The organism is Alicyclobacillus pomorum DSM 14955, assembly GCF_000472905.1.
Classification (GTDB): Bacteria; Bacillota; Bacilli; order Alicyclobacillales; family Alicyclobacillaceae; genus Alicyclobacillus_A; species Alicyclobacillus_A pomorum.
In genome coordinates, this window is the sequence record NZ_AXAR01000010.1 from 87,956 (window position 1) to 106,426 (window position 18,471).

Consider the following 18,471-nt stretch of genomic DNA (forward strand, 5'->3'; position numbering starts at 1 on the left):
CGTGCTGTCTCTCTTTCTGACGTCAACTCGCTGTATGTGAGGTCCGCTTGGCAAACCACATGTATAATGGCTCACACTCAGCTTTGTAGGTCATCTTTCTTCCATCTTGTACAAACACGACGTATATGTAATTTCTATCCAATGGATACACGTGAAACTCTGCACTATGTTTCAGGTAAATGTGCAGGCCTTCGTCGCCTATTGACGTTTCACTCACAAAGGTTTGACCTGTGGCCTGGTTCAACACGTCAACAATCTCCGGCCACGCCTTATAGTACAGAGCCACCATGTCATATGTAATATCCGTTATATCCTTCAATTGAATATGATGACGTGGGACACCACGCTTTCGTCGTCGAATGGACTTCCATAAGCTGAGCATATCTTACGCCTCCTACAGCGCTACATTGTTGCTCAGTACCAGGAAGATGACAATCTTGATTTACGAGGATTACGTGAGAAATTAGGTTCTGTTTGCACCTCAAGGGATGACAGTCCATACGATTCGCAAGAATGCTCCCGATTCCGGCAGAGCAAGTAAGGGATCTGGGTTGGTTCTCCCTCTAGGAGAGGCGTATACTCGACGTGTTCCAACTGTTGCTTCACGATACTCCTTAGTCTACTCCGACCCATTGGAAGCAGCAGTTCCCCCCTTTGAATCCCCCCGACGACCACGGGGGGATTTCATTATCATCCCGTCTATCGCCACTGGACACGCCGCCCTGTCGCTTATCCGAGCTGCCCCCGCAAGAGCTGATCTACAGCGTAGGCCACGCCGTGCTCGTCACAGGACGTCGTCACCCAGTCGGCTTCTGCTTTCACTTCCGGTTGCGCGTTGCCCATGGCGATGCCAAGTCCGGCCCAGCGGATCATCGGGAGGTCGTTCAGGCTGTCCCCAATCGCCACCACTTGTGAGGGGTCAATCCCGATATAATCAGCCACCACCTGCAATCCGGCAGCCTTCGTCACACCCAGTGGGTTGACTTCGATGTTCAACGGGTCCGAATTGGACAGCTCAAACCGACCATTGTCTAACTCTTTCCACAGGGCGGCAATCACGTCGCCATCGTGAGCGAAAAACCCGAACTTCAACCACGTGTGTTCGCGAAAGCGCACTGGAAACTCGTCCATGTTGTAAGGCCTATCCACAGCCCCGGCCCAGAATCCTGCACCGTACCTTTTCGCGAGCGAATGCAGCCAAGCCACGTCGTCGGCAGACAGGGCGTGCCTCGTTAGCAGTTCTCCTTGTGGGGTCCAGACTTCACTGCCGTTCATCGTCACAATGGGTACGCGAATCTCCAGTTCTCGAACGAGATCGGTGAGAATCCCCTTGATGTGTCTGCCAGTCGCAAAAGTGAATTCAATGCCTGCCTCGCGGGCTTTGTACAACCACTTCCGGTTCTCATCCGAAACATACCTATGGTTGATCAGTGATGTGCCATCCATATCCAGCGCAATCAGTCGCCAATTCACGTGTCGAAGGTCACCTTCCATTCTTATGAACCACTTACGCGGTATTCTCCGTCTACCGTATCCTCATTCCTTCCCTGAATGCAAGAGCCAGGACGCCCAATCATCTGCTAGGTGTGCACGACAGTCCGTGACACTCCGTGAGCGAGTGCACCGGACCATAACATACGTTTTACCAGAGAGACTTTGAGTCTTTCGATTTTATCGAATCAACTGGATTATGTGCTACAATGTCAGCACATGTTTCTCTCGAAAGGGTGTTTTTCCCGTGACCACATTCCTGCAGGAGCGGCTGGAACAAGCTGTACAGGTCTTTAAAGACCTCGGATTTCAACAACAGCATCCCCGTATCTACCACTACTCGGAACAGATTGGGAACGATTGGTTCCATGTATCAGTGGGTCTAGAAGATTCAGGAGCACATCACTACCAAGCCAACATCTCTATCCTTCAACGGCCGTTACCAAAAAACAACCTTGGTTATGGCAGCAGTGGTTTCATGACGAAGGTCATTCCCCTCGATTCGGCGCCTGTTGCGATACAAGACAAAGTTCGCGCATTGCGTGAGAGGTTACGTCAAGTGTAACGCTTTGGGTCAGTGATAAACTCAGCGCAGCGACACAGTCTTCGCAGCATCCCTCCGAAGCTTTCACCTGTCTCCCACGATGCACTACGGCGGCGTCGCAAAGCCCCACACCTACAGAGCCATTTTCACGACATCGTCTGCCCCGACCCACCACAGGAAATCCCTCTGTTTCTACATACCTCTCATGAGTTGCCCTCCTTGAGGGTGAAGTACACACAACGCGGAATAATCTTTTTCCGTTTGGACCAATCTGTGAGATGCAGGCATCGGAAAGGACTGAGAACCATGACGCAAAAATCCTATCCAACCACCTTCCCTCCCCAGCACCAACAGCGGCAACCCGGTCTCGAAATCGAGATGAATCCCAGGCCCTTTTACGATAATCCACAAGCCCATGGTTCCGGCAAACTTCAGGGCAAAACAGCCATTGTCACAGGCGGAGACAGCGGCATTGGTCGCGCGGTTGCAGTCGCGTTTGCGAAGGAAGGTGCAGACGTCGCCATCGTATTTCTGGACGAACATCAGGACGCTGAGGAAACTGCACGTGCCGTACAACAATACGGGCGCATGTGTCTCTCCATCGCGGCAGACATTGGCGTGGAGGAACACTGCAAGAACGTGGTTCGGGACGTGATGAATACGTTTGGGCGCATTGACGTATTGGTCAATAACGCCGCGGAGCAGCATCCACAGAACAGCCTGGAGTACATCACAGCGGAGCAGATTGAAAAAACATTCCGCACCAATGTGTTCTCGTTTTTTTACATGACCAAGGCAGCGCTCCCACACATGCAATCTGGAAGCTCGATTGTCAACACGACATCCATCACCGCCTACAAAGGCCACGAACAGCTGATTGATTACTCCGCTACCAAAGGGGCCATCGTCGCCTTTACCCGGTCACTGTCGCAACAACTCGTCGGTAGAGGCATCCGGGTCAACGCCGTGGCCCCGGGTCCCATCTGGACGCCGCTCATTCCATCCACCTTTCCAGCCGAACAAGTGGCGAAGTTCGGAAGTGACACGCCGATGAAAAGGGCCGGTCAGCCGATTGAAGTTGCGCCCAGCTACGTGTTTCTCGCGTCTGACGACGCATCGTACATGTCCGGACAAGTACTGCATGTAAACGGTGGAACTGTGGTCAATGGGTAATCCCGACTGACGCATTCCGTATTTTCCTCTCGACTACCACAAACCCCCAACCTTAGAGCAGTCACATCCAGAATCCGCTACAATTAAAATCGATATTCATCACTCTTTGCGAAGGTGTGTTTACTCATGAAAGTCTTTGTATTAAACGGAAGTTCCCGTGAACACGGAAATACGGAACAATTGACCAATCTCATCGTGGACGGAATCCCGTCGACAAAAGTCCATTTGCGCGAACAGCGTATCCTCCCCATCGCGGATCGGCGCCACACCCCTGAAGGATTTCAGCCTGTCGCCGATGACTACGACGCGATTGTGCAGAGCATGTTGACACACGATGCCATTCTGTTTGCAACACCGATATATTGGTACGGCATGTCGGGCGTTATGAAGGATTTTGTGGACCGGTGGTCACAAAGTCTGCGAGATCCCCGTTACAACTTCAAGGAGGAAATTCGCGATAAAAAGATGTACGTGGTCGCTGTGGGCGGGGATGCCCCACGGTTGAAGGGATTGCCACTCATCCAGCAATTCCAGTACATTTTCGACTTCGTCGGCGCAGAGTTTGCTGGATATGTCATCGGTGAGGCAAACAAACCGGGGGATATTCTGAAAGACGAGCAAGCGGTAGCGCAAGCTCGATGGCTGAATGAGCAGCTCAAGGCGATGAACTGACGAATCCGTTCCAACCCGGTGCATCTTCAGAGAACGCCTCATGGACTCGGCGAGGCGTTCTCTGTGCTTTCGCACCATAAGGTTACTCGAAATCTCGTTTCAGTTGCTGGTGCTGGTTAAACAAGGTCGGATACACCAGCCCTCCCAACGTGATGCTGGTGATGGCCCCCGCTGCCAACAGCGCAAAGAGGATGAGCAGCTGGTAGCGAACGGCTTGAATCGGATCGGCCCCTGCAATGATTTGCCCCGTCATCATCCCGGGCAACTGAACCAATCCGGTGGTCTTCATGGTATCCACGGTCGGGATCAGGCTCGCTTTCACGGCGTCTTTCAATACCTGGCGAATCGACTGCCGTGGTGTTCCCCCAAGTGACAACAGCAGTAAGATTTCTTGTTTGCGGTTCGAAACTTCCCCGTACAACCGGTTCAAAAACAGCGACGAGATGACCATCGCGTTTCCGACAATCATGCCGCTGACCGGAATGACGTACTGTGGTTTGACGGGAAGAACATGTAGCACCAGAAGGTACGCCATCGTCACCGTCTCCGTTAACCCTATCGCGACAAACACTTTCCAGAACACTGTCTTCCACAACTTTGCGCGCTTCCCCGCGTTGTACGCGGCCACGGCAACCATTGCGGCGACCATGAGAAAGGTGAACCACGGTGAGTTGAAGGAAAAGACGAGCTTCAACACGTACCCGATGACAAGCAATTGTACCGTGGCCCGGACGGATGCCACGACGAGGTCCTTTTCAAGCCCCAACCGCTTGCGGATGGACAGTACAATGGCAAACGCGACGAACGCCAACGTGAACGAGAGTGAGAGCAAGGTCATGACGGTTGTCCCCCCTTGCAGACTGAAGCGAGGAACTGACGAGCTGCTTCAGTCTGCGGTCTTGTAAAGAAGACCTCCGTTGGCGCTGCTTCGACCAAGCGTCCCCCCACCAACAGCCAGGTTTCGTCGCCGACTCTCCGGGCCTGCTCCAGGTTGTGCGTGACCCATAACACCGTGCAATTCTGCTGCGCCTTGACACGTTGCACAAGTTGCTCGACCAACTGGGTCGAGTGCGAGTCCAAGGCAGACGTGACTTCATCCAGAAGGAGGATTTTCGGATGATTCAACAATGTCCGGACGAGGGATAATCGCTGCTTCTGCCCGCCAGACAAGTCTTGTGCGGGTTGCTGCAATACAGTGGGACTGAGCCCAACGGCCTCCAGCCATGGTTCTATGTTATCCACTGTTTCTCCGCGCAGTTTGGGTCCGAGTCGGAGGTTGTCCAACACCGTTCCGGGAAGCATCACGGGTGTCTGAAACACCATCCCCACCTGTCGGCGTAACGATGGAACGTCCCACTCCAGGACGTTCTTCCCGAAGATATTGACGGTACCGCGCTGCGGTGTGAGAAATAGGTTGCAAAGAGACAGGAGCGTGCTTTTTCCGGCACCGGATGGCCCGATGAGGGTGACCGTTTTCCCCACCTCGACGGTGGCTGTCAGGCCGCTTATCCCTCCATGGCCATCACCGAATGGCACGCTGACATCGATGAATTGAATCGCGTCCGTTTCCATCGCCACGTACTCAGATGTCTCCTCCCAAACGCAAAGATGTTTACATGAACTAGAATTTCGCGGATTTCGCTCGATATGTTTCAGTCTACAGCGATTCTGACGTTGAAGATACCTTTGTAGTCATACGAAATCGCTCAAAAAACATGTATTGACACCGCAGCAGTGACTCCATATAATATCCGCAACCGAATAGCTTGGGATGGATTGGAAGTGCGTCTAGGGATCCGACACTGGGCGAACCGAGCGACGCAAACGCACTCTGCGTACACCGTAAGGTACAAAAGACCTTCGGCAAGTTCCATGAATCGATGGAACGAGCCAAAGGTCTTTTTTGATTTCCTGCGCTAAAGAACCAAACACGGTCACAGACCTGTGTTGTGAAAAGGAGAGGATTTCGTGACCCCCATCATCCACGTCCAACAGCTTTGCAAAGTGTTTTATCCGTCTCCTAAGAAACACATCTGGCGACCTTTTTCGACATCACGAAAGCCTTCCGAGGACCAGTCACAAGCTAAAGTCGCGTTGCACCTGGTTGATTTTTCCGTGAACAAAGGAGAAATGATTGCTTTTATCGGTCCAAATGGTGCCGGAAAGTCAACAACCATCAAGATGCTCACCGGTATCCTACACCCAACAAGCGGTGACGCCACTGTACTGAACCTCCGGCCGTGGCAACAGCGCGTTGCATTGTCCTACAACATTGGGACTGTGTTCGGTCAGAAGTCGCAGTTGTGGTACCACCTTCCGCCAAAGGACACGTTCTCGCTGATGGCCGAGGTGTACAGTTTATCGAAGAGCGATTTTGTGAAGCGACGCAATGAACTCGTGGATAGGTTCCGCCTCGGACCACTGATGGACACGCCGGTCCGAAAGCTGTCTCTGGGGGAGCGCATGCGGTGCGAAATCGCATTGTCATTCTTACATCGTCCGAAAATCCTCTTTCTGGACGAACCAACCATCGGTCTTGATGTGGTCGTTAAACAGAACATTCGTGAGCTCATTCTTGAGCGCAACCGGGAAGAGGGCGTGACCGTATTCTTGACTTCGCACGACGCGACAGACGTCGAATCGCTGTGTCAGCGCGTACTTGTCATCAACCACGGCAAACTGTTGTTTGATGGCCCGACGCAGCAACTGGTGCACCGCTTTCTTCATTTCAAAGAGGTCGTACTCCACATTCCAGATGGCCAGTTTGACATCGCATGGGATGGGGTGCGGGTCCAGCGTGGAGTGGACGGACTCATCCGTGTGCTCGTCAATGTGTCGAATGTGCGCGTGGATCAGCTACTTGCAGATGTTCTCCAGCGATACTCGGTCAAGGACGTCAGCATTCGGGAGCCTTCTATGGAAGAAGTCATTCGCTCCATTTATACCGCTTCTATGAAGTCGCCGGAGTCGCCAGAGATTGTCACGAGATGAGAGGAGGTGCGGCGCCGTGCTCTGCAGAGGATTTTCAAAATACTGGGCTGTTTTCCGCGTGGCGGTCCGCAACCAGTTGGCGTACATTTCAGAAGCCTGTATTCGCAGCATGTTCATCGTCATCATCATGTACGTGTTTGCAAACCTGTGGGCGACCACATATCAAGCGAGTCATCAGACGTCGTTCAGCGGCTAAGGCATCACTGCACAATTCACCATGACCATGGTGATTTGCCTACTGCTCTTCTGGATAGAGGACGGACGCGGACTCGACCTCATTCTGTCCCGGCTGGTCATGATATTGGGAGGCATGATGATCCCCCTCCCACTGTTTCCCGCCTGGCTGGGGAACATCTGCGAGTGGTTGCCATTTCAGGCGGTCGCCTACCTGCTGGCGATGCTTGGGATATCTGCACCAAAGAGCGCTGCTTCGCTGATGCAGACGCCAGTGGCCGTCGCAGCCGCCACTTCGCTGTTGATAGGGTTCGTCATCCTGGCGCAGTCGCTCGTCTTTTTCATCGGTGGTCGCGAGGGAATTGGCGGCCAACTTGCTGAGGCGTTTCTCACGTTTTCTCATTATCCGTCAACCATTTTTCACGGTGTCGTCATTCGAGTTCTGATTTTTGCAGTGATGCCAGCAGGTCTGATTAGCTCACTACCATCTGCCATTGTGGACCAGGTACGTCCCTGGATACTGTGGGTAAGCCTTGGGGTCGGGGTGTGGCAAGTGTGGTTGGGACGTTGGGTCTTCTACAAAGGGCTAAAGATATACTCTTCTGGCAATCGAATCACCGTTCGCGCGTAACCACAGAACAAAAGAACATAGGCGCCAATCGATTGGCGCCTGTACTCGTTTAGACGGTGAGCACATCCAATGTGCGGATCCGTATGGCCTGCTTTCCAAATGCCTCAGAAGCCTGTGAAACCAAGTCGTCGAGATTCCCGTAATGCGGATAATGCGTCAACGCCAACGACTTCACATCGGCCTCCCGCGCCAAGGCCCCCGCTTGCCGTGCCGTGAGGTGCCCAGCTTGCTTTGCGTTGTCTTCCTGCCCGTCGTACATACTCGCTTCACAAAGAAACAGGTCTGCGCCTGTCGCAATCTCGCGAAGTTCGTCGCACACGCTGGAATCCGCGGAGAAGACAAACGACTTTCCGCGATACGAGAACTTCACAGCCAAGCAATCCACGGGGTGTACGGTCGGAGCAAACGATAGCGCCAGCTCGCCGATGTTGACCTTGGAATTCCGGTCAATGAGGTTCACATCTATCAGCGGCTCTCCCCGCAGATCCTGCATCAAATGGCTCGGACCTTCCAACATGTACATTGGAAGCTTCGCAGTTCTCGTCCCCGCCAGGCGTGCGAGTAACACAGCGTAGCCGAGAACCCCCAGGTCTGCAGTGTGATCATGGTGGTGGTGCGTGACAACCACTGCGGACAAATCCTCGACCGAGCAGACTTTCCACAACTGTGCAAGGACGCCCGATCCGCAGTCGAGCAGCACCTTCTCATTCTCCGTCTCGACCAAAAACCCGGTTGTAGCCTCCCCGGCGGACGGATACGTGCCCCAATATCCTAAGACGTGGATTTTCATTCACTATCCCCCCTAACCATCTCGTGGCCCAAAACGATTCCTCACAGAGTCAGCCAGTCGCCCATATATGTAGAGTGTGTCACCGCATGGTATTCCGAACACGAGGAGGTCCCTTCAGTGAGTGACTATACCGCGCTCTATCCAGCGCTGTCCACTGTGCTGAGTCACATCGAAGCCAGCATACAAGCAGAGCAAATTTTCTGTTCCATTGTGACAGAAATGACGTACCTGCCAGCCTTCAAAGACCAACCTCCCCTGCGACAACTGCATCGGGAAAATTACGAAACGAGCTATCACAGAAACACAGCCGCTGGAAACCTGCAGCGCTTTCTGACGGGGAGCGGAAGCTCGGAGGAGCGGCTCATCTTGATGACCGTGGAATGCCTGTTGGAAACGCACGAACACGACCGAAAAGCAGAGGACTATCTGAGCCAGATGAAACCCGCAAGCTCTGCCGACGCACGTTGGCTGGAAGCTGCAGGCAAGTGGCACAAGCGCCGCAAACAGCATTTGAAACATGCAGCGAGAACGCTGAGAGCTGCCATTGGAGAAACACTGTGGAGCAAAGGTGCGGCCTTGGTGACATGATGGTAAGTCCATCGCGGGCTTACACCGGATCAGCGCAATCCGGCAGACGCCGCCCGTCTGCCGGACACATGTGAGGATCCCGCTCGTCTTGCTTATTCGGGCAGCGGAAAGTCCACAGCCCGGAGTTCCAGCGGTGTAAAGGGCCTACCTTCTGCCTGGCGCTCTTTCAAGAACTGCAAAATGTACCGTTTTGCATCCTGGAACGCATGTTCCTTGTTTTGCCGAAGGATGCGGCAATGCGGGACCTCCGCGCAAGACGCGACATACATACCGTCCGGCATTTCGTATAAGCCGATGTGTAGCCGAATCGTCTTGGAACCAGACATCGTCATTCCTCCACTTCGGGCGTGCGTATCCGTTGTACGTGACCAACCATCTCGTGCTGTACATTCTGATTGTCAAGCTCGATACTGCTCGCGCGGCAGATGAGCCGGGCGACGTTCCGCGTCGCGGAGAACAGCAGAGCCTCTGCATTCTCCACAGCGTCCGCTACCGACATCGGACAATTCACGGCAGCGTGCACGCTGACAAACGTATCATACAACGCATCAACGCCATCTGTGAAACTACCGGAGATGAGAACGCACGGGATACCTAGCCTCCCCGCTACGGTGCCGACGTAATGGGGCACTTTGCCGCGGGCGGTCTGGGGATCCGTTCGGCCTTCCCCCGTGAACACCCAATCGGCATCCGCCAGCGCTTGGTCGAGTCGGCAATACTCTGCCACCAGTTTCGCTCCACTCCCCATTTTCGCCCCAAGTACCTGCAGTGCAAACCCCATGCCACCTGCTGCGCCGGCACCCGGGCAATGCCTCCACTGGCCGGAACGTTCCGCCTCAATGACATCTGCATAATGAGCCAAGGCTTCGTCTAAAACCGCGATGTCCTTTGGCGTGGCCCCTTTCTGGGGGCCAAACACAGCGCTGCACCCATCCTTGCCGCAAAGCGGATTGTCGACGTCGCTCGCCAACCAGATTTCCGCCTTGGAAACGGCAGGCAAGAGATGGTCAAAGGAGACGCGATGGATCTCCTTTAGACCCGCCGGAAACGGCGGGATCTTGACACCCGCCACATTGAAAAATTCAACGCCGAGCGCCTGCAGCAGCCCAAAGCCGCCGTCGTTTGTGGCAGACCCACCGAGTCCAATCACCAGTTTCCGATACCCAGCCTCGAGCGCGTGTGCAATGAGCTGACCGACACCGTACGTGGTCAAGGTGAAAGGATTCCGATCCCGCTCCGGTACCGTTGTCAGACCCACTACCTGCGCAACCTCAATGACAGCCGTCTCTCCGCCTCCGAGCACGCCATAGCACGTCTCGCAGGGTTGGTTTTGCGCATTGCGGACTGCCACCCGAACGAGGTGTCCCTGCGTAGAAGCCACAAGTGCGTCCAACGTACCTTCACCGCCATCCGCCATGGGCACACATTGCACTTTCGCCGTCGGGAGGGTAGCCAGGATGGCATCCCTCATGATGGCAGCAGCCTCTGCCGCCGACAGGCTGCCTTTGAAAGCGTCCGGCGCAACCACAAACTTCACAGGCTTTCCCCTCCTTGCCCAACGTGTTGTAAGTTCCGCACGGCCACAGGCAACCGTACGATGACCCGTGTGCCTTCTCCGACTTGGCTTTCGATACGGATGGTGCCGCCGTATTGGTGGACGATGTGATAACTGATCATGAGTCCAAGTCCGATGCCCTTTTCCTGCATCGCATAGTGCGGTTGGCCGAGCACCGACAGTCTGTCCGGGGCTATCCCCGGCCCGTTGTCGGCAATTTCCACTGTGACGTCTTCACTGTCGAACGCCGAGATTCCAACGGAAATCATCCCGCCATCTTGCATCGCATCACACGCGTTTTGCAAAATGTTGGTGAACGCCCGCTTCAGCTGGTCTGGATTGCACTCGACGCGTGGACATCCTGGGACGTACGTTTGCTCAATGGATATCCCGTGCGCCGCGCACTGTTCAGCAAATCCCTCTACGACGGAATCGAGAAGCGACTTCAAATCTGTCACTTGCACGGGCATTGAAGTGAGGCTCGACAAAGTCAATAATTCGGTGACAATCGTGTTGATTTTGTCAGATTCGGCAAGCATGATTCGGTAGTACTCTTCATATCTATCGTCGTTTTCCTGCAAAAACTGGGTAAAGCCACGCAATACTGTGAGCGGATTTCGAATTTCATGGGCGATACCTGCGGCAATTTCGCCGACGATGGCGGAAGTTTTGGCTCGTTGGAGCAGTTCTTCCGCTTGTTTGCGCAGCGTGATATCGCGGAACATGAGTTGAATGGCGGGCTTTTGCTCATAGCGGATGCCGACGCCGACAACTTCCACGTCTATCACTTTCCCGTCCAGGCGAACAATGCGCGTTTCCCCCAAGTCCACCACCTGGCGTTCACGGCGTAGTCGCATGGTCATCGCTCGAACAGACTCCAAGTCACTCNGATGAATGAACGATACAATCGATGTGCCCACGAGGTCAGAGGCTTCCCTGGCGCCGAGGATGTTGACGGCGGCCGGATTGACGAACACCAGCTTTCTCCCGCGTAACACGGCAATCCCTTCGGGCGACATTTCAACGAGTCTATGATACCGTTGTTCACTCTGCATCAGAGACGTCTCCACGCTTTTCTGGGCAGTGATGTCAAAGACAAATCCCGCCACCTCCGTCACTTTGCCGTTCTGAACAACTGGGCTGAGGATACACAGGTAATGGCGGTCGGACGATGAGTGAACCTCAAATTGTAACGCAGTTCCCTCATTCCATGCACGTTCATACTCCGGGCGCACCACCGCTTCCATTGCGGGCGACAGGAATTGACTCAGGGTCTTACCAACCACCGAGTCGGGCTGCACGCGGCCCCACAACTTCCCGTAGCACGACGTGTGCACGAAATCTCCACCCGCTTTGTGAAAGCTGAAGAACATACTTTGTTGGCTGACAAACGTGTCTTGGATCCGCTGCAGACGTGCCAAGTACTGTTCCTTTTCACGCTGTAGGCGCATTCTCTCCTGTTCCCACTGCTTGGTCAATCTCCGTCGGCTGACCCAGACAACCATCGCCATCAGGGCTGCAAGCAACCCCGCCAACGTCAGGACGCGTACGGTTTCCATGCGTATCCCGTTTCCCTCCGTCGCCACTTTCTGGATTTTCTTCGCGCGTTCTTTGGCCGACAAGTACCGATATATTCAACAACCGGCAACCATCCGGATACCCCGGTTCCAAAAGCGCCTCTCTGGCGTTCTTTCAAGTCGGGCTTTCATACGTGAAGGAGACTGCTGAAGTGTTTGTATTGTGTGCTCAAGTTCTCCGTAGTCAAGGTCGATGTGTAGCGCGGGGATGTTCCTTCATGAGTTGTACGAAGCCCTTCTATGGAGGCTTGTTTTTTGGCCGTGACCGTACGTACGGTGTGGTCACGCTACGCCGTCGGCGTAGACACAGGTGCTAGAATAACACACCTGCGAGGTCATAATTTGTCGAAGCGTGTCCGTGAAATGTACAAAAGGCGCTCCCGAACGTATCGGGAACGCCCTTTTTTCGTTAGCGCCGTGCACTCGGACCGCTCTACTCCTGCACCTGCTGGGCCATAATGGATTTGTGCGATGGCATGAACAGTACCGCAATCACCGAAAGAATGGCCCCGACCAGGACCGCCACGAATACCGTGTGTAAGCCATGTTCCAGCAGTTCGTGGATCATCTGAACAGCCTGCGCTGGCAGGTGATGCATGATGTCTGGCTGGAGCATCTGACTCATGTCTCCTCGCCCTTGCCACTCGCCCTTCCCTTGGAAGTGGCCCTTTGCGTAGTCGGCGAGAGACTGGTTGAACATGGTGCCTAGAATCGCAATGCCCACCGTCTGCCCGAGCGACCGGACAAAAGTACTCGATGCCGTGGCCGCTCCACGGAGGTTCCAACCCACCGCCGACTGAATCAGAACAGTGATGGGCGTGGTGGCGTAGCCCATACCGAGCCCGACCAATACCATAATGGCGACAAACACCCATGCCGGTGAGCCAAGCGTTACGGATGCCAGCCAAACCGAGCCTGCCGTGATGAGGATGGCCCCAACCACCGCAGTGAATTTCGATCCGATTCGATACATGAACCGCCCTGCCAAGGTCGCTCCAATGGGCCAAGCGAGGGACATCGGCATGAGCGTCAACCCGGAACTGGTGGCGCTGTACCCGATGATGTCCTGAATCCAGTACGGCAAGTAGGCCGTGATGCCAATCAGCACGCAGCTTGTCAAAAAGCCGACGAGGTTGGACACCAAAATGACTCGATTCTGGAACAGAAACAACGGCAACATGGGTTCCTTCGCCTTGCTTTCTACGAACACGAACACAATCAGCGCGGCAGTTGCCAGCGCAAACAGGCCAATGATGGTCGCGGAGTCCCAAGCGTACTTCTGACCGCCGTTGAGTAACGCGTACAACAGCGCAGAAATGCCGATGGTGAAGGTCAGTGCGCCCCAGTAGTCAATCTGCCGCCCTGCCTTCTTCTCAAATGACTCGTGCAAGGAGACCCAAACCAGGATCAGAGAAATGATGCCCACGGGAATATTGATATAGAAAATCCATTGCCAAGCCACCTGGTCGACAAAGAATCCACCCACCAGGGGTCCCAATAAGCCAGCAATCCCCCAGATGGCACTGAACAATCCCTGCATGCGAGCGCGTTGTTCACCAGGAAACAAGTCGCCGATGATGGTAAACGTGAGCGGCATGACAGCGCCTGCACCAACGCCCTGGATACCTCGAAACCAAATCAACTGCGTCATCGTATGTGACAATCCGGACAACGCAGACCCCAGGAGGAACAACACCACGCCGATGGAAAAAATGATCTTTCGGCCGAATAGGTCTGCCAGTTTCCCGTAGATGGGTGTTGTCACAGACGTGGTGAGTGTGTAAATCGCAAATACCCAACTGAACAGTTCGAGCCCGCCCAGGTCTGCGACAATGCGCGGCATTGCCGTGCCGACCACGGTGACGTCGATGGCTACCAACAAAATCGCCACCATCATCGCGACCGTGACCAACCGGCGGTTTGTCGACGCGTGCAACCAAATCCCCCCCACACCCATATCTGTAAGGCTCTATGCAAATGCCAGCGTCCATTATAGAGGTTGCGGGGTTAAAACGCTATCCAACCATGGTCTTAGTGTGGGCGATGCCGCATCATCCCCGGTTCAAAGACACAATCCTCGGGCGGCACCTGTACGATGGACTGAATACTGGGCTGTCGCAGGGACCGTCCTTCTGTCCACTCCGCATACTGGATTTTGACTGTCAGCAAAGGCGCCACCCAAAAGGCGTCGCGATGTCGTTCCGGCATGTTGACAAACGGGCGCACGTCTGTCACGTGTGGTTTGAGTACATCGGTCAAGTGACGCCAGTCGCTGTGCGACAGTTTCCCCGTCCCGGAGTGACCGATGTAAACGAGCCTGCCGTGGTTGTCGTAGAGTCCCAACAGGAGGGCGTTCACCACGCCTGCGTCGTTCAACGTGAAGCCACCCACGACGGCAACGAGATCTCGGTAATTCTTGATTTTCCGCCAGACATCTCGCTTCTCGCCAAGGTAGTACTGGGATTCCAGTTGTTTCACCACGATGCCTTCCATGCCGTGACTTTTCACGACCTGGAACAATGCTGCCGCATCGTCGTGAGAAGAGACCAACTGAACGTGCTCGTTGGGGGTGATGACCTCGGACAACCGAGCCGATCTTTCACGAAAAGGCTGATGGTGGATCCATTCTCCATTCAAATAGAGGATGTCGAAGATCATGTAGTGGATGGGAACACCTTTCGCCACCTGCTTCACGCGCTCCATGCGCCGCAATCCGTCGCGCTTCATGACCTGATGAAAGTCCGGCTTTCCATCCACCCCAAGGGCAATGACCTCTCCGTCCACAATGACGGAGTCTGCAGCACAATATGTACGAACTGGGTTGAGTTCTGGGTAGTGCAAGGTGCGTGGCCGAAGTTTGCGATTGTACAATTCCACATGGGTCCCATCAAAGTACGTCAGCATGCGCACGCCATCCCACTTGACCTGAGCTACCCACTGACCACCTTCTGGAACCGTGTCACTGGAGACGGGTTCCATCGGTTCAATTGGCTGCATTGAGTCACCTCCCTCGGCCGTATGATGCTTATCGTTCTCCGCCGGATTGACTTCATCCCCCAAACTACTGATTCATCAAACGCAAGATATCAGATGCAATCTGGTCTGCATCTGTTGGTTTGATGACGCCGTACTCTTTGCGGATATTGCCAGCTCCGTCAATCAGGGCGGTGACCGCGGGGTGACCGATTTGCCCGTTCCCTTGCTGCACGGTCTGCACTTGGTACAGCTTCAACACGTTGAACACCTGGTTGGGTGGGCCGGTGAGAAACTCCCAACCAGAGAGATCCGCGTGATACTCCTGCGCGTACTTGGTCAACACTGCGGGTGTGTCGTTTTCAGGGTCAATGGTCACAGACACAAACTCGACGTCCTTCCCGAAGACGCCTTTTTGCTTCAACTTGGATTGCACCTGTTCCATCGTGTACGTCGTAATCGGGCAAACGCTCGTGCAGCGCGTGTAGATGAACGCCAGCAACCGGACTTTGCCGTTTGAATCGGTCAGCTGTACTGGCTTTCCCGCCGTGTTGGTGAGCGTAAAGTTGGTTGCTTGACCCACCACCGGAAACCGGGTTGATCCCCACGCGTACATGTACACAATGCCGCTCATGACAGCCACCAACAAGAGCCCCGCGAAGCCGTAAAACCACTGCTTCTTGATGAACTGTACAACCCCCGTCATCCCACCACATCCTCCGTCCTGCAGAGCGAACCCTGCTCCACCGCCGCTCACTCTGAATTCTCCGACGATTCTAGTCTACCATCGTCCGCGTCGTTTGTTTACAGAGATCCCACGAAGACGCGGTAATCGATGCCGGCCTCGGTAAAGTTGGTGAGCAGCACATCCACGTGCACGTTCCACGGTCCTGCCATGGTCAGATACATGCCTTCGGTTTGATAAAGGCCTGGCCGCACCTGGGTGAGTCGAAACTGGTCGGTGCCCATCTGCATATTGGACATGGTCGATGTCAACGTCATGGTCACTTGCTGAACATCCGTCAGCGGATGACCATCTGCATCCCTCAGGGTCACGTCAAACTGATTCATTCCCGCCCGGTTCGGCGAGATTTGCAACGTCGCCGTCAGCGATGGTGAGGTCAAGTGCTTGGTCACATTCACGGGGCCAGGGTTCGTACGCGCGGTTGGAAGATTCGTCAAAAACGAAGTCACGAGGAGCACCACGACCCCGACGCCCAGTTCGACTTGAATCAGTCTGCGCTGGCTACCTTCGCGCTTTTCTTGTCTGCGAGAGCGCCCATACAAAAAGGAAGTCGCCCCGAGAACGAGCATGACGACGACCAATGCCAACTTCACCAGCAAGGTTTGACCGTACGCTGTGTGGACGAGCGCATCGAACGTAGGGATGTTGTCCAAACCAGCACACAGTCCCGTCAGTGCAAGCACCGTCACGGAGGCAATGGCGTACCACCCGAATCGCCTCACTACGTCTCGAACGCGCTGGATTCTGTCCATTTCCAGTGACTTGGACGTCCTCCAAAAGAGAGCCAATGCGAGTAAGCCACCCACCCACAGGGAGGCGCCGCACATGTGAAGCACGTCCAACCCCACGGATAACGCGGGATAAGCTGTATCTTGGGCATGGCTGTCGAGGCTGCGCGTGAGCGCGAGAATCACCCCGGCCACAAGGAGTGCCCAGGATCCGACCTCGGATCGGCGCTCATCGGAAAAGACAAATTTCAGCACCATCATCAGCACCAATAAGAGAACCAGCTGCACCATCCAGGGAGGGCCAAAAGCAGAATTCATCAGCACCCTGGTCCAAAGGCCCGGATGGAACGCCTGAGACCAGCTGACACCGGCGTCAATCGTCGTCTGCAGGGGCAGCGCCAACAACGTTGTGAGGAGAAGCCCTCCCCAAGATAGCCACGCCGCTCGGGATACAAGCAGTGTCCAGAGCGGCTTGCGCAGATCTGTGGGAACCACCAGCCTCCAAAACAGGACAATGCCGAGAAATACAGTGAGACTGAGTAGTTGAAGCCAGCGAATGACAAGCATGTCCGCCCCTGGGTAATATCCTGTCGTCGTGGCCGTTTGTGCTCCCGTAATGGACGTTCCAATACTAAAGGGAATGACACCTTGCACCGGATGTCCGTCTGCCGAAATCACCCGCCACTGGATACTGTACACTCCACGTTGCAGATTGGGCTTGAGGCTGCACTCCAACAAATTCGCTTGTTGCTTGTCAATGTGCGCATCCCCAGCATCCACTCTCAATCCACTCTGGGATGTCACGATTAAACCGCCAAACACCAACTGCACCGGTTCATCAAACCATATCTTGACGTCCCTCGGAGCCGTGGACAGCACCTGGTTCTGCTGCGGCGTACATTTCACAATGTACGCGTGTGCATCCACGGCGGGGTGGACAAACACCAAGCCGAACACAATCATGAAAACGCAACATATCGTTTGTATCCGCCTGTTCAAGTCATCACCTGCTTTACATGGGCGAGGTATGTTCTCTCCTCAATGTTAGACCAAAATGGAGTCTGAGAAACTCTGATGACTCCGTCGCAAGTGTGAACAGACGGTTTTAAGACGTGACAGTTATGTGACGATACGCAAGTAATGAAACCTGCGCTGACCTAACTTCTCTCCACTGTCAACGATGTCATTCTCTACACTCGTTCAGCACAACGACTAGCCTCTATATCAAAAGATTGCTAGTATTAAGCGAATTCATCCGAGTAAAACTGCATGTGTGGTTTGGTTGCGCGATAGTACTTCAGGCGGTCTTCAAGCGTTCCCGTGTGAAACTCAAACTTGTGTCCATCCGGGTCTGTGAAGTACACGGACCTCTTGTCCCGTTCATCACGTTCACGCCCTGGTAAGATGTTCACATTGAACGTACGCAGTCTTTGCACCCAGGCGTCAAATTCCTCATCCTTCACCGTGAACGCGATGTGTGTATAAGATTCATGGATTTCATCCCGTGGGATATCGGGCTCAGCATTGAGAGCCAGCCACAGTCCATTGAGGTCGAAATACGCCAACGACCTTCCTTTAACAAGCAACTTTGCCCCAAACACGTCACGGTAGAACTCGATGGACTTGTCCAGATTGGACACGGAAAACAATAGATGGTTGATGGTACCAAGATGCACCTCAGCTCCCCCCTCAAAAAAGCCTTTGACAACAAAGCAGAGTTTCCCGCATCATTTGTGGAGCGCTTGATTTCGCGCCAAAGGATGACTGAAGTAGATTGATTGCGCGAGTCCCGGGCTATAACAATAACAATACCAGCGATTTGCACATCGCGGCGAACAA

20 protein-coding genes are annotated in these 18,471 nt (G+C 54.3%); 7 read left to right on the plus strand and 13 right to left on the minus strand.

All coding sequences use genetic code 11. From position 1 onward, the window contains the following. Positions 1-22 precede the first annotated feature (22 nt). Together YWK_RS0111495 and YWK_RS0111500 are read right to left on the minus strand one after the other, a co-directional pair. Entirely contained in the window at positions 23-382 is a 360-nt protein-coding gene (locus tag YWK_RS0111495; RefSeq protein ID WP_026964916.1) for a hypothetical protein, read from the minus strand. A 347-nt stretch (positions 383-729) separates the two neighbouring features. Next, positions 730-1,473, minus strand: a complete 744-nt coding sequence (locus tag YWK_RS0111500; protein WP_169727173.1) for a Cof-type HAD-IIB family hydrolase — start codon at positions 1,471-1,473, stop codon at positions 730-732. A 265-nt stretch (positions 1,474-1,738) separates the two neighbouring features. On the opposite strand from YWK_RS0111500, the gene YWK_RS0111505 reads away from it, so the two are divergent. From YWK_RS0111505 to YWK_RS0111515, 3 genes are all read left to right on the plus strand, one after another. Next, on the plus strand, positions 1,739-2,056 hold the full coding sequence (locus YWK_RS0111505) for a hypothetical protein (protein WP_026964918.1): 318 nt from the start codon (positions 1,739-1,741) through the stop codon (positions 2,054-2,056). A gap of 285 nt (positions 2,057-2,341) precedes the next feature. Further along, on the plus strand, positions 2,342-3,208 hold the full coding sequence (locus YWK_RS0111510) for an SDR family oxidoreductase (RefSeq protein WP_026964919.1): 867 nt from the start codon (positions 2,342-2,344) through the stop codon (positions 3,206-3,208). Between the two features lie 126 nt (positions 3,209-3,334). Further along, positions 3,335-3,880, plus strand: a complete 546-nt coding sequence (locus YWK_RS0111515) for a flavodoxin family protein (RefSeq protein ID WP_026964920.1) — start codon at positions 3,335-3,337, stop codon at positions 3,878-3,880. Between the two features lie 82 nt (positions 3,881-3,962). Here YWK_RS0111515 and YWK_RS0111520 read toward each other — a convergent pair whose 3' ends face one another. Together YWK_RS0111520 and YWK_RS0111525 are read right to left on the minus strand one after the other, a co-directional pair. After that, the gene (locus tag YWK_RS0111520) at positions 3,963-4,718 is read right to left on the minus strand and encodes an ABC transporter permease (RefSeq protein ID WP_026964921.1); all 756 of its coding nucleotides are present in this window, start codon (positions 4,716-4,718) and stop codon (positions 3,963-3,965) included. Continuing rightward, entirely contained in the window at positions 4,715-5,452 is a 738-nt protein-coding gene (locus YWK_RS0111525; protein ID WP_026964922.1) for an ABC transporter ATP-binding protein, read from the minus strand. The genes YWK_RS0111520 and YWK_RS0111525 overlap by 4 nt, the downstream gene beginning before the upstream one ends. 396 nt (positions 5,453-5,848) lie before the next feature. Between YWK_RS0111525 and YWK_RS19600 the strand changes: the two genes are divergently transcribed. From YWK_RS19600 to YWK_RS19605, 3 genes are read left to right on the plus strand one after another with little or no spacing between them, the layout of a single operon-like run. Beyond that, a complete protein-coding gene (locus tag YWK_RS19600) occupies positions 5,849-6,871 on the plus strand; it encodes an ABC transporter ATP-binding protein (RefSeq protein ID WP_211231401.1) in 1,023 nt (340 codons plus the stop codon). 16 nt (positions 6,872-6,887) lie between these two features. Beyond that, positions 6,888-7,067, plus strand: coding sequence for a hypothetical protein (locus tag YWK_RS0111535; protein ID WP_026964923.1), 180 nt, complete (start codon positions 6,888-6,890; stop codon positions 7,065-7,067). A 21-nt stretch (positions 7,068-7,088) separates the two neighbouring features. Continuing rightward, the gene (locus tag YWK_RS19605; RefSeq protein WP_084453659.1) at positions 7,089-7,676 is read left to right on the plus strand and encodes an ABC-2 family transporter protein; all 588 of its coding nucleotides are present in this window, start codon (positions 7,089-7,091) and stop codon (positions 7,674-7,676) included. Positions 7,677-7,725: 49 nt separating this feature from the next. On the opposite strand, the gene YWK_RS0111545 is transcribed toward YWK_RS19605, so the two are convergent. Continuing rightward, on the minus strand, positions 7,726-8,466 hold the full coding sequence (locus YWK_RS0111545) for an MBL fold metallo-hydrolase (protein WP_026964924.1): 741 nt from the start codon (positions 8,464-8,466) through the stop codon (positions 7,726-7,728). 117 nt (positions 8,467-8,583) lie between these two features. Here YWK_RS0111545 and YWK_RS0111550 point away from each other — a divergent pair, with 117 nt between their 5' ends. After that, positions 8,584-9,054, plus strand: coding sequence for a hypothetical protein (locus YWK_RS0111550; RefSeq protein ID WP_026964925.1), 471 nt, complete (start codon positions 8,584-8,586; stop codon positions 9,052-9,054). A gap of 92 nt (positions 9,055-9,146) precedes the next feature. On the opposite strand, the gene YWK_RS0111555 is transcribed toward YWK_RS0111550, so the two are convergent. The 8 genes from YWK_RS0111555 to fosB form a co-directional block, all read right to left on the minus strand. After that, positions 9,147-9,380: a hypothetical protein gene (locus YWK_RS0111555; RefSeq protein WP_035466771.1), complete on the minus strand. Its 234-nt coding sequence runs from the start codon at positions 9,378-9,380 to the stop codon at positions 9,147-9,149. A 2-nt stretch (positions 9,381-9,382) separates the two neighbouring features. After that, the gene (locus YWK_RS19610; protein ID WP_051375510.1) at positions 9,383-10,591 is read right to left on the minus strand and encodes a glycerate kinase; all 1,209 of its coding nucleotides are present in this window, start codon (positions 10,589-10,591) and stop codon (positions 9,383-9,385) included. Beyond that, positions 10,588-12,168 carry an ATP-binding protein gene (locus YWK_RS0111565; RefSeq protein ID WP_156909132.1) on the minus strand — a complete coding sequence of 527 codons (1,581 nt, stop codon included), beginning with the start codon at positions 12,166-12,168 and terminating at the stop codon, positions 10,588-10,590. The genes YWK_RS19610 and YWK_RS0111565 overlap by 4 nt, the downstream gene beginning before the upstream one ends. 451 nt (positions 12,169-12,619) lie before the next feature. Further along, positions 12,620-14,122, minus strand: a complete 1,503-nt coding sequence (locus YWK_RS0111570) for an MDR family MFS transporter (RefSeq protein WP_026964928.1) — start codon at positions 14,120-14,122, stop codon at positions 12,620-12,622. A gap of 95 nt (positions 14,123-14,217) precedes the next feature. Continuing rightward, positions 14,218-15,183 carry an ATP-dependent DNA ligase gene (locus YWK_RS0111575; protein ID WP_026964929.1) on the minus strand — a complete coding sequence of 322 codons (966 nt, stop codon included), beginning with the start codon at positions 15,181-15,183 and terminating at the stop codon, positions 14,218-14,220. Positions 15,184-15,247: 64 nt separating this feature from the next. Beyond that, positions 15,248-15,916, minus strand: a complete 669-nt coding sequence (locus tag YWK_RS19615) for an SCO family protein (protein WP_035466774.1) — start codon at positions 15,914-15,916, stop codon at positions 15,248-15,250. A gap of 47 nt (positions 15,917-15,963) precedes the next feature. Further along, a complete protein-coding gene (locus YWK_RS19620; RefSeq protein ID WP_156909133.1) occupies positions 15,964-17,631 on the minus strand; it encodes a copper resistance protein CopC in 1,668 nt (555 codons plus the stop codon). Between the two features lie 242 nt (positions 17,632-17,873). Then, a complete protein-coding gene (gene fosB / locus YWK_RS0111590; RefSeq protein ID WP_026964930.1) occupies positions 17,874-18,308 on the minus strand; it encodes a metallothiol transferase FosB in 435 nt (144 codons plus the stop codon). Positions 18,309-18,471: the final 163 nt, after the last annotated feature.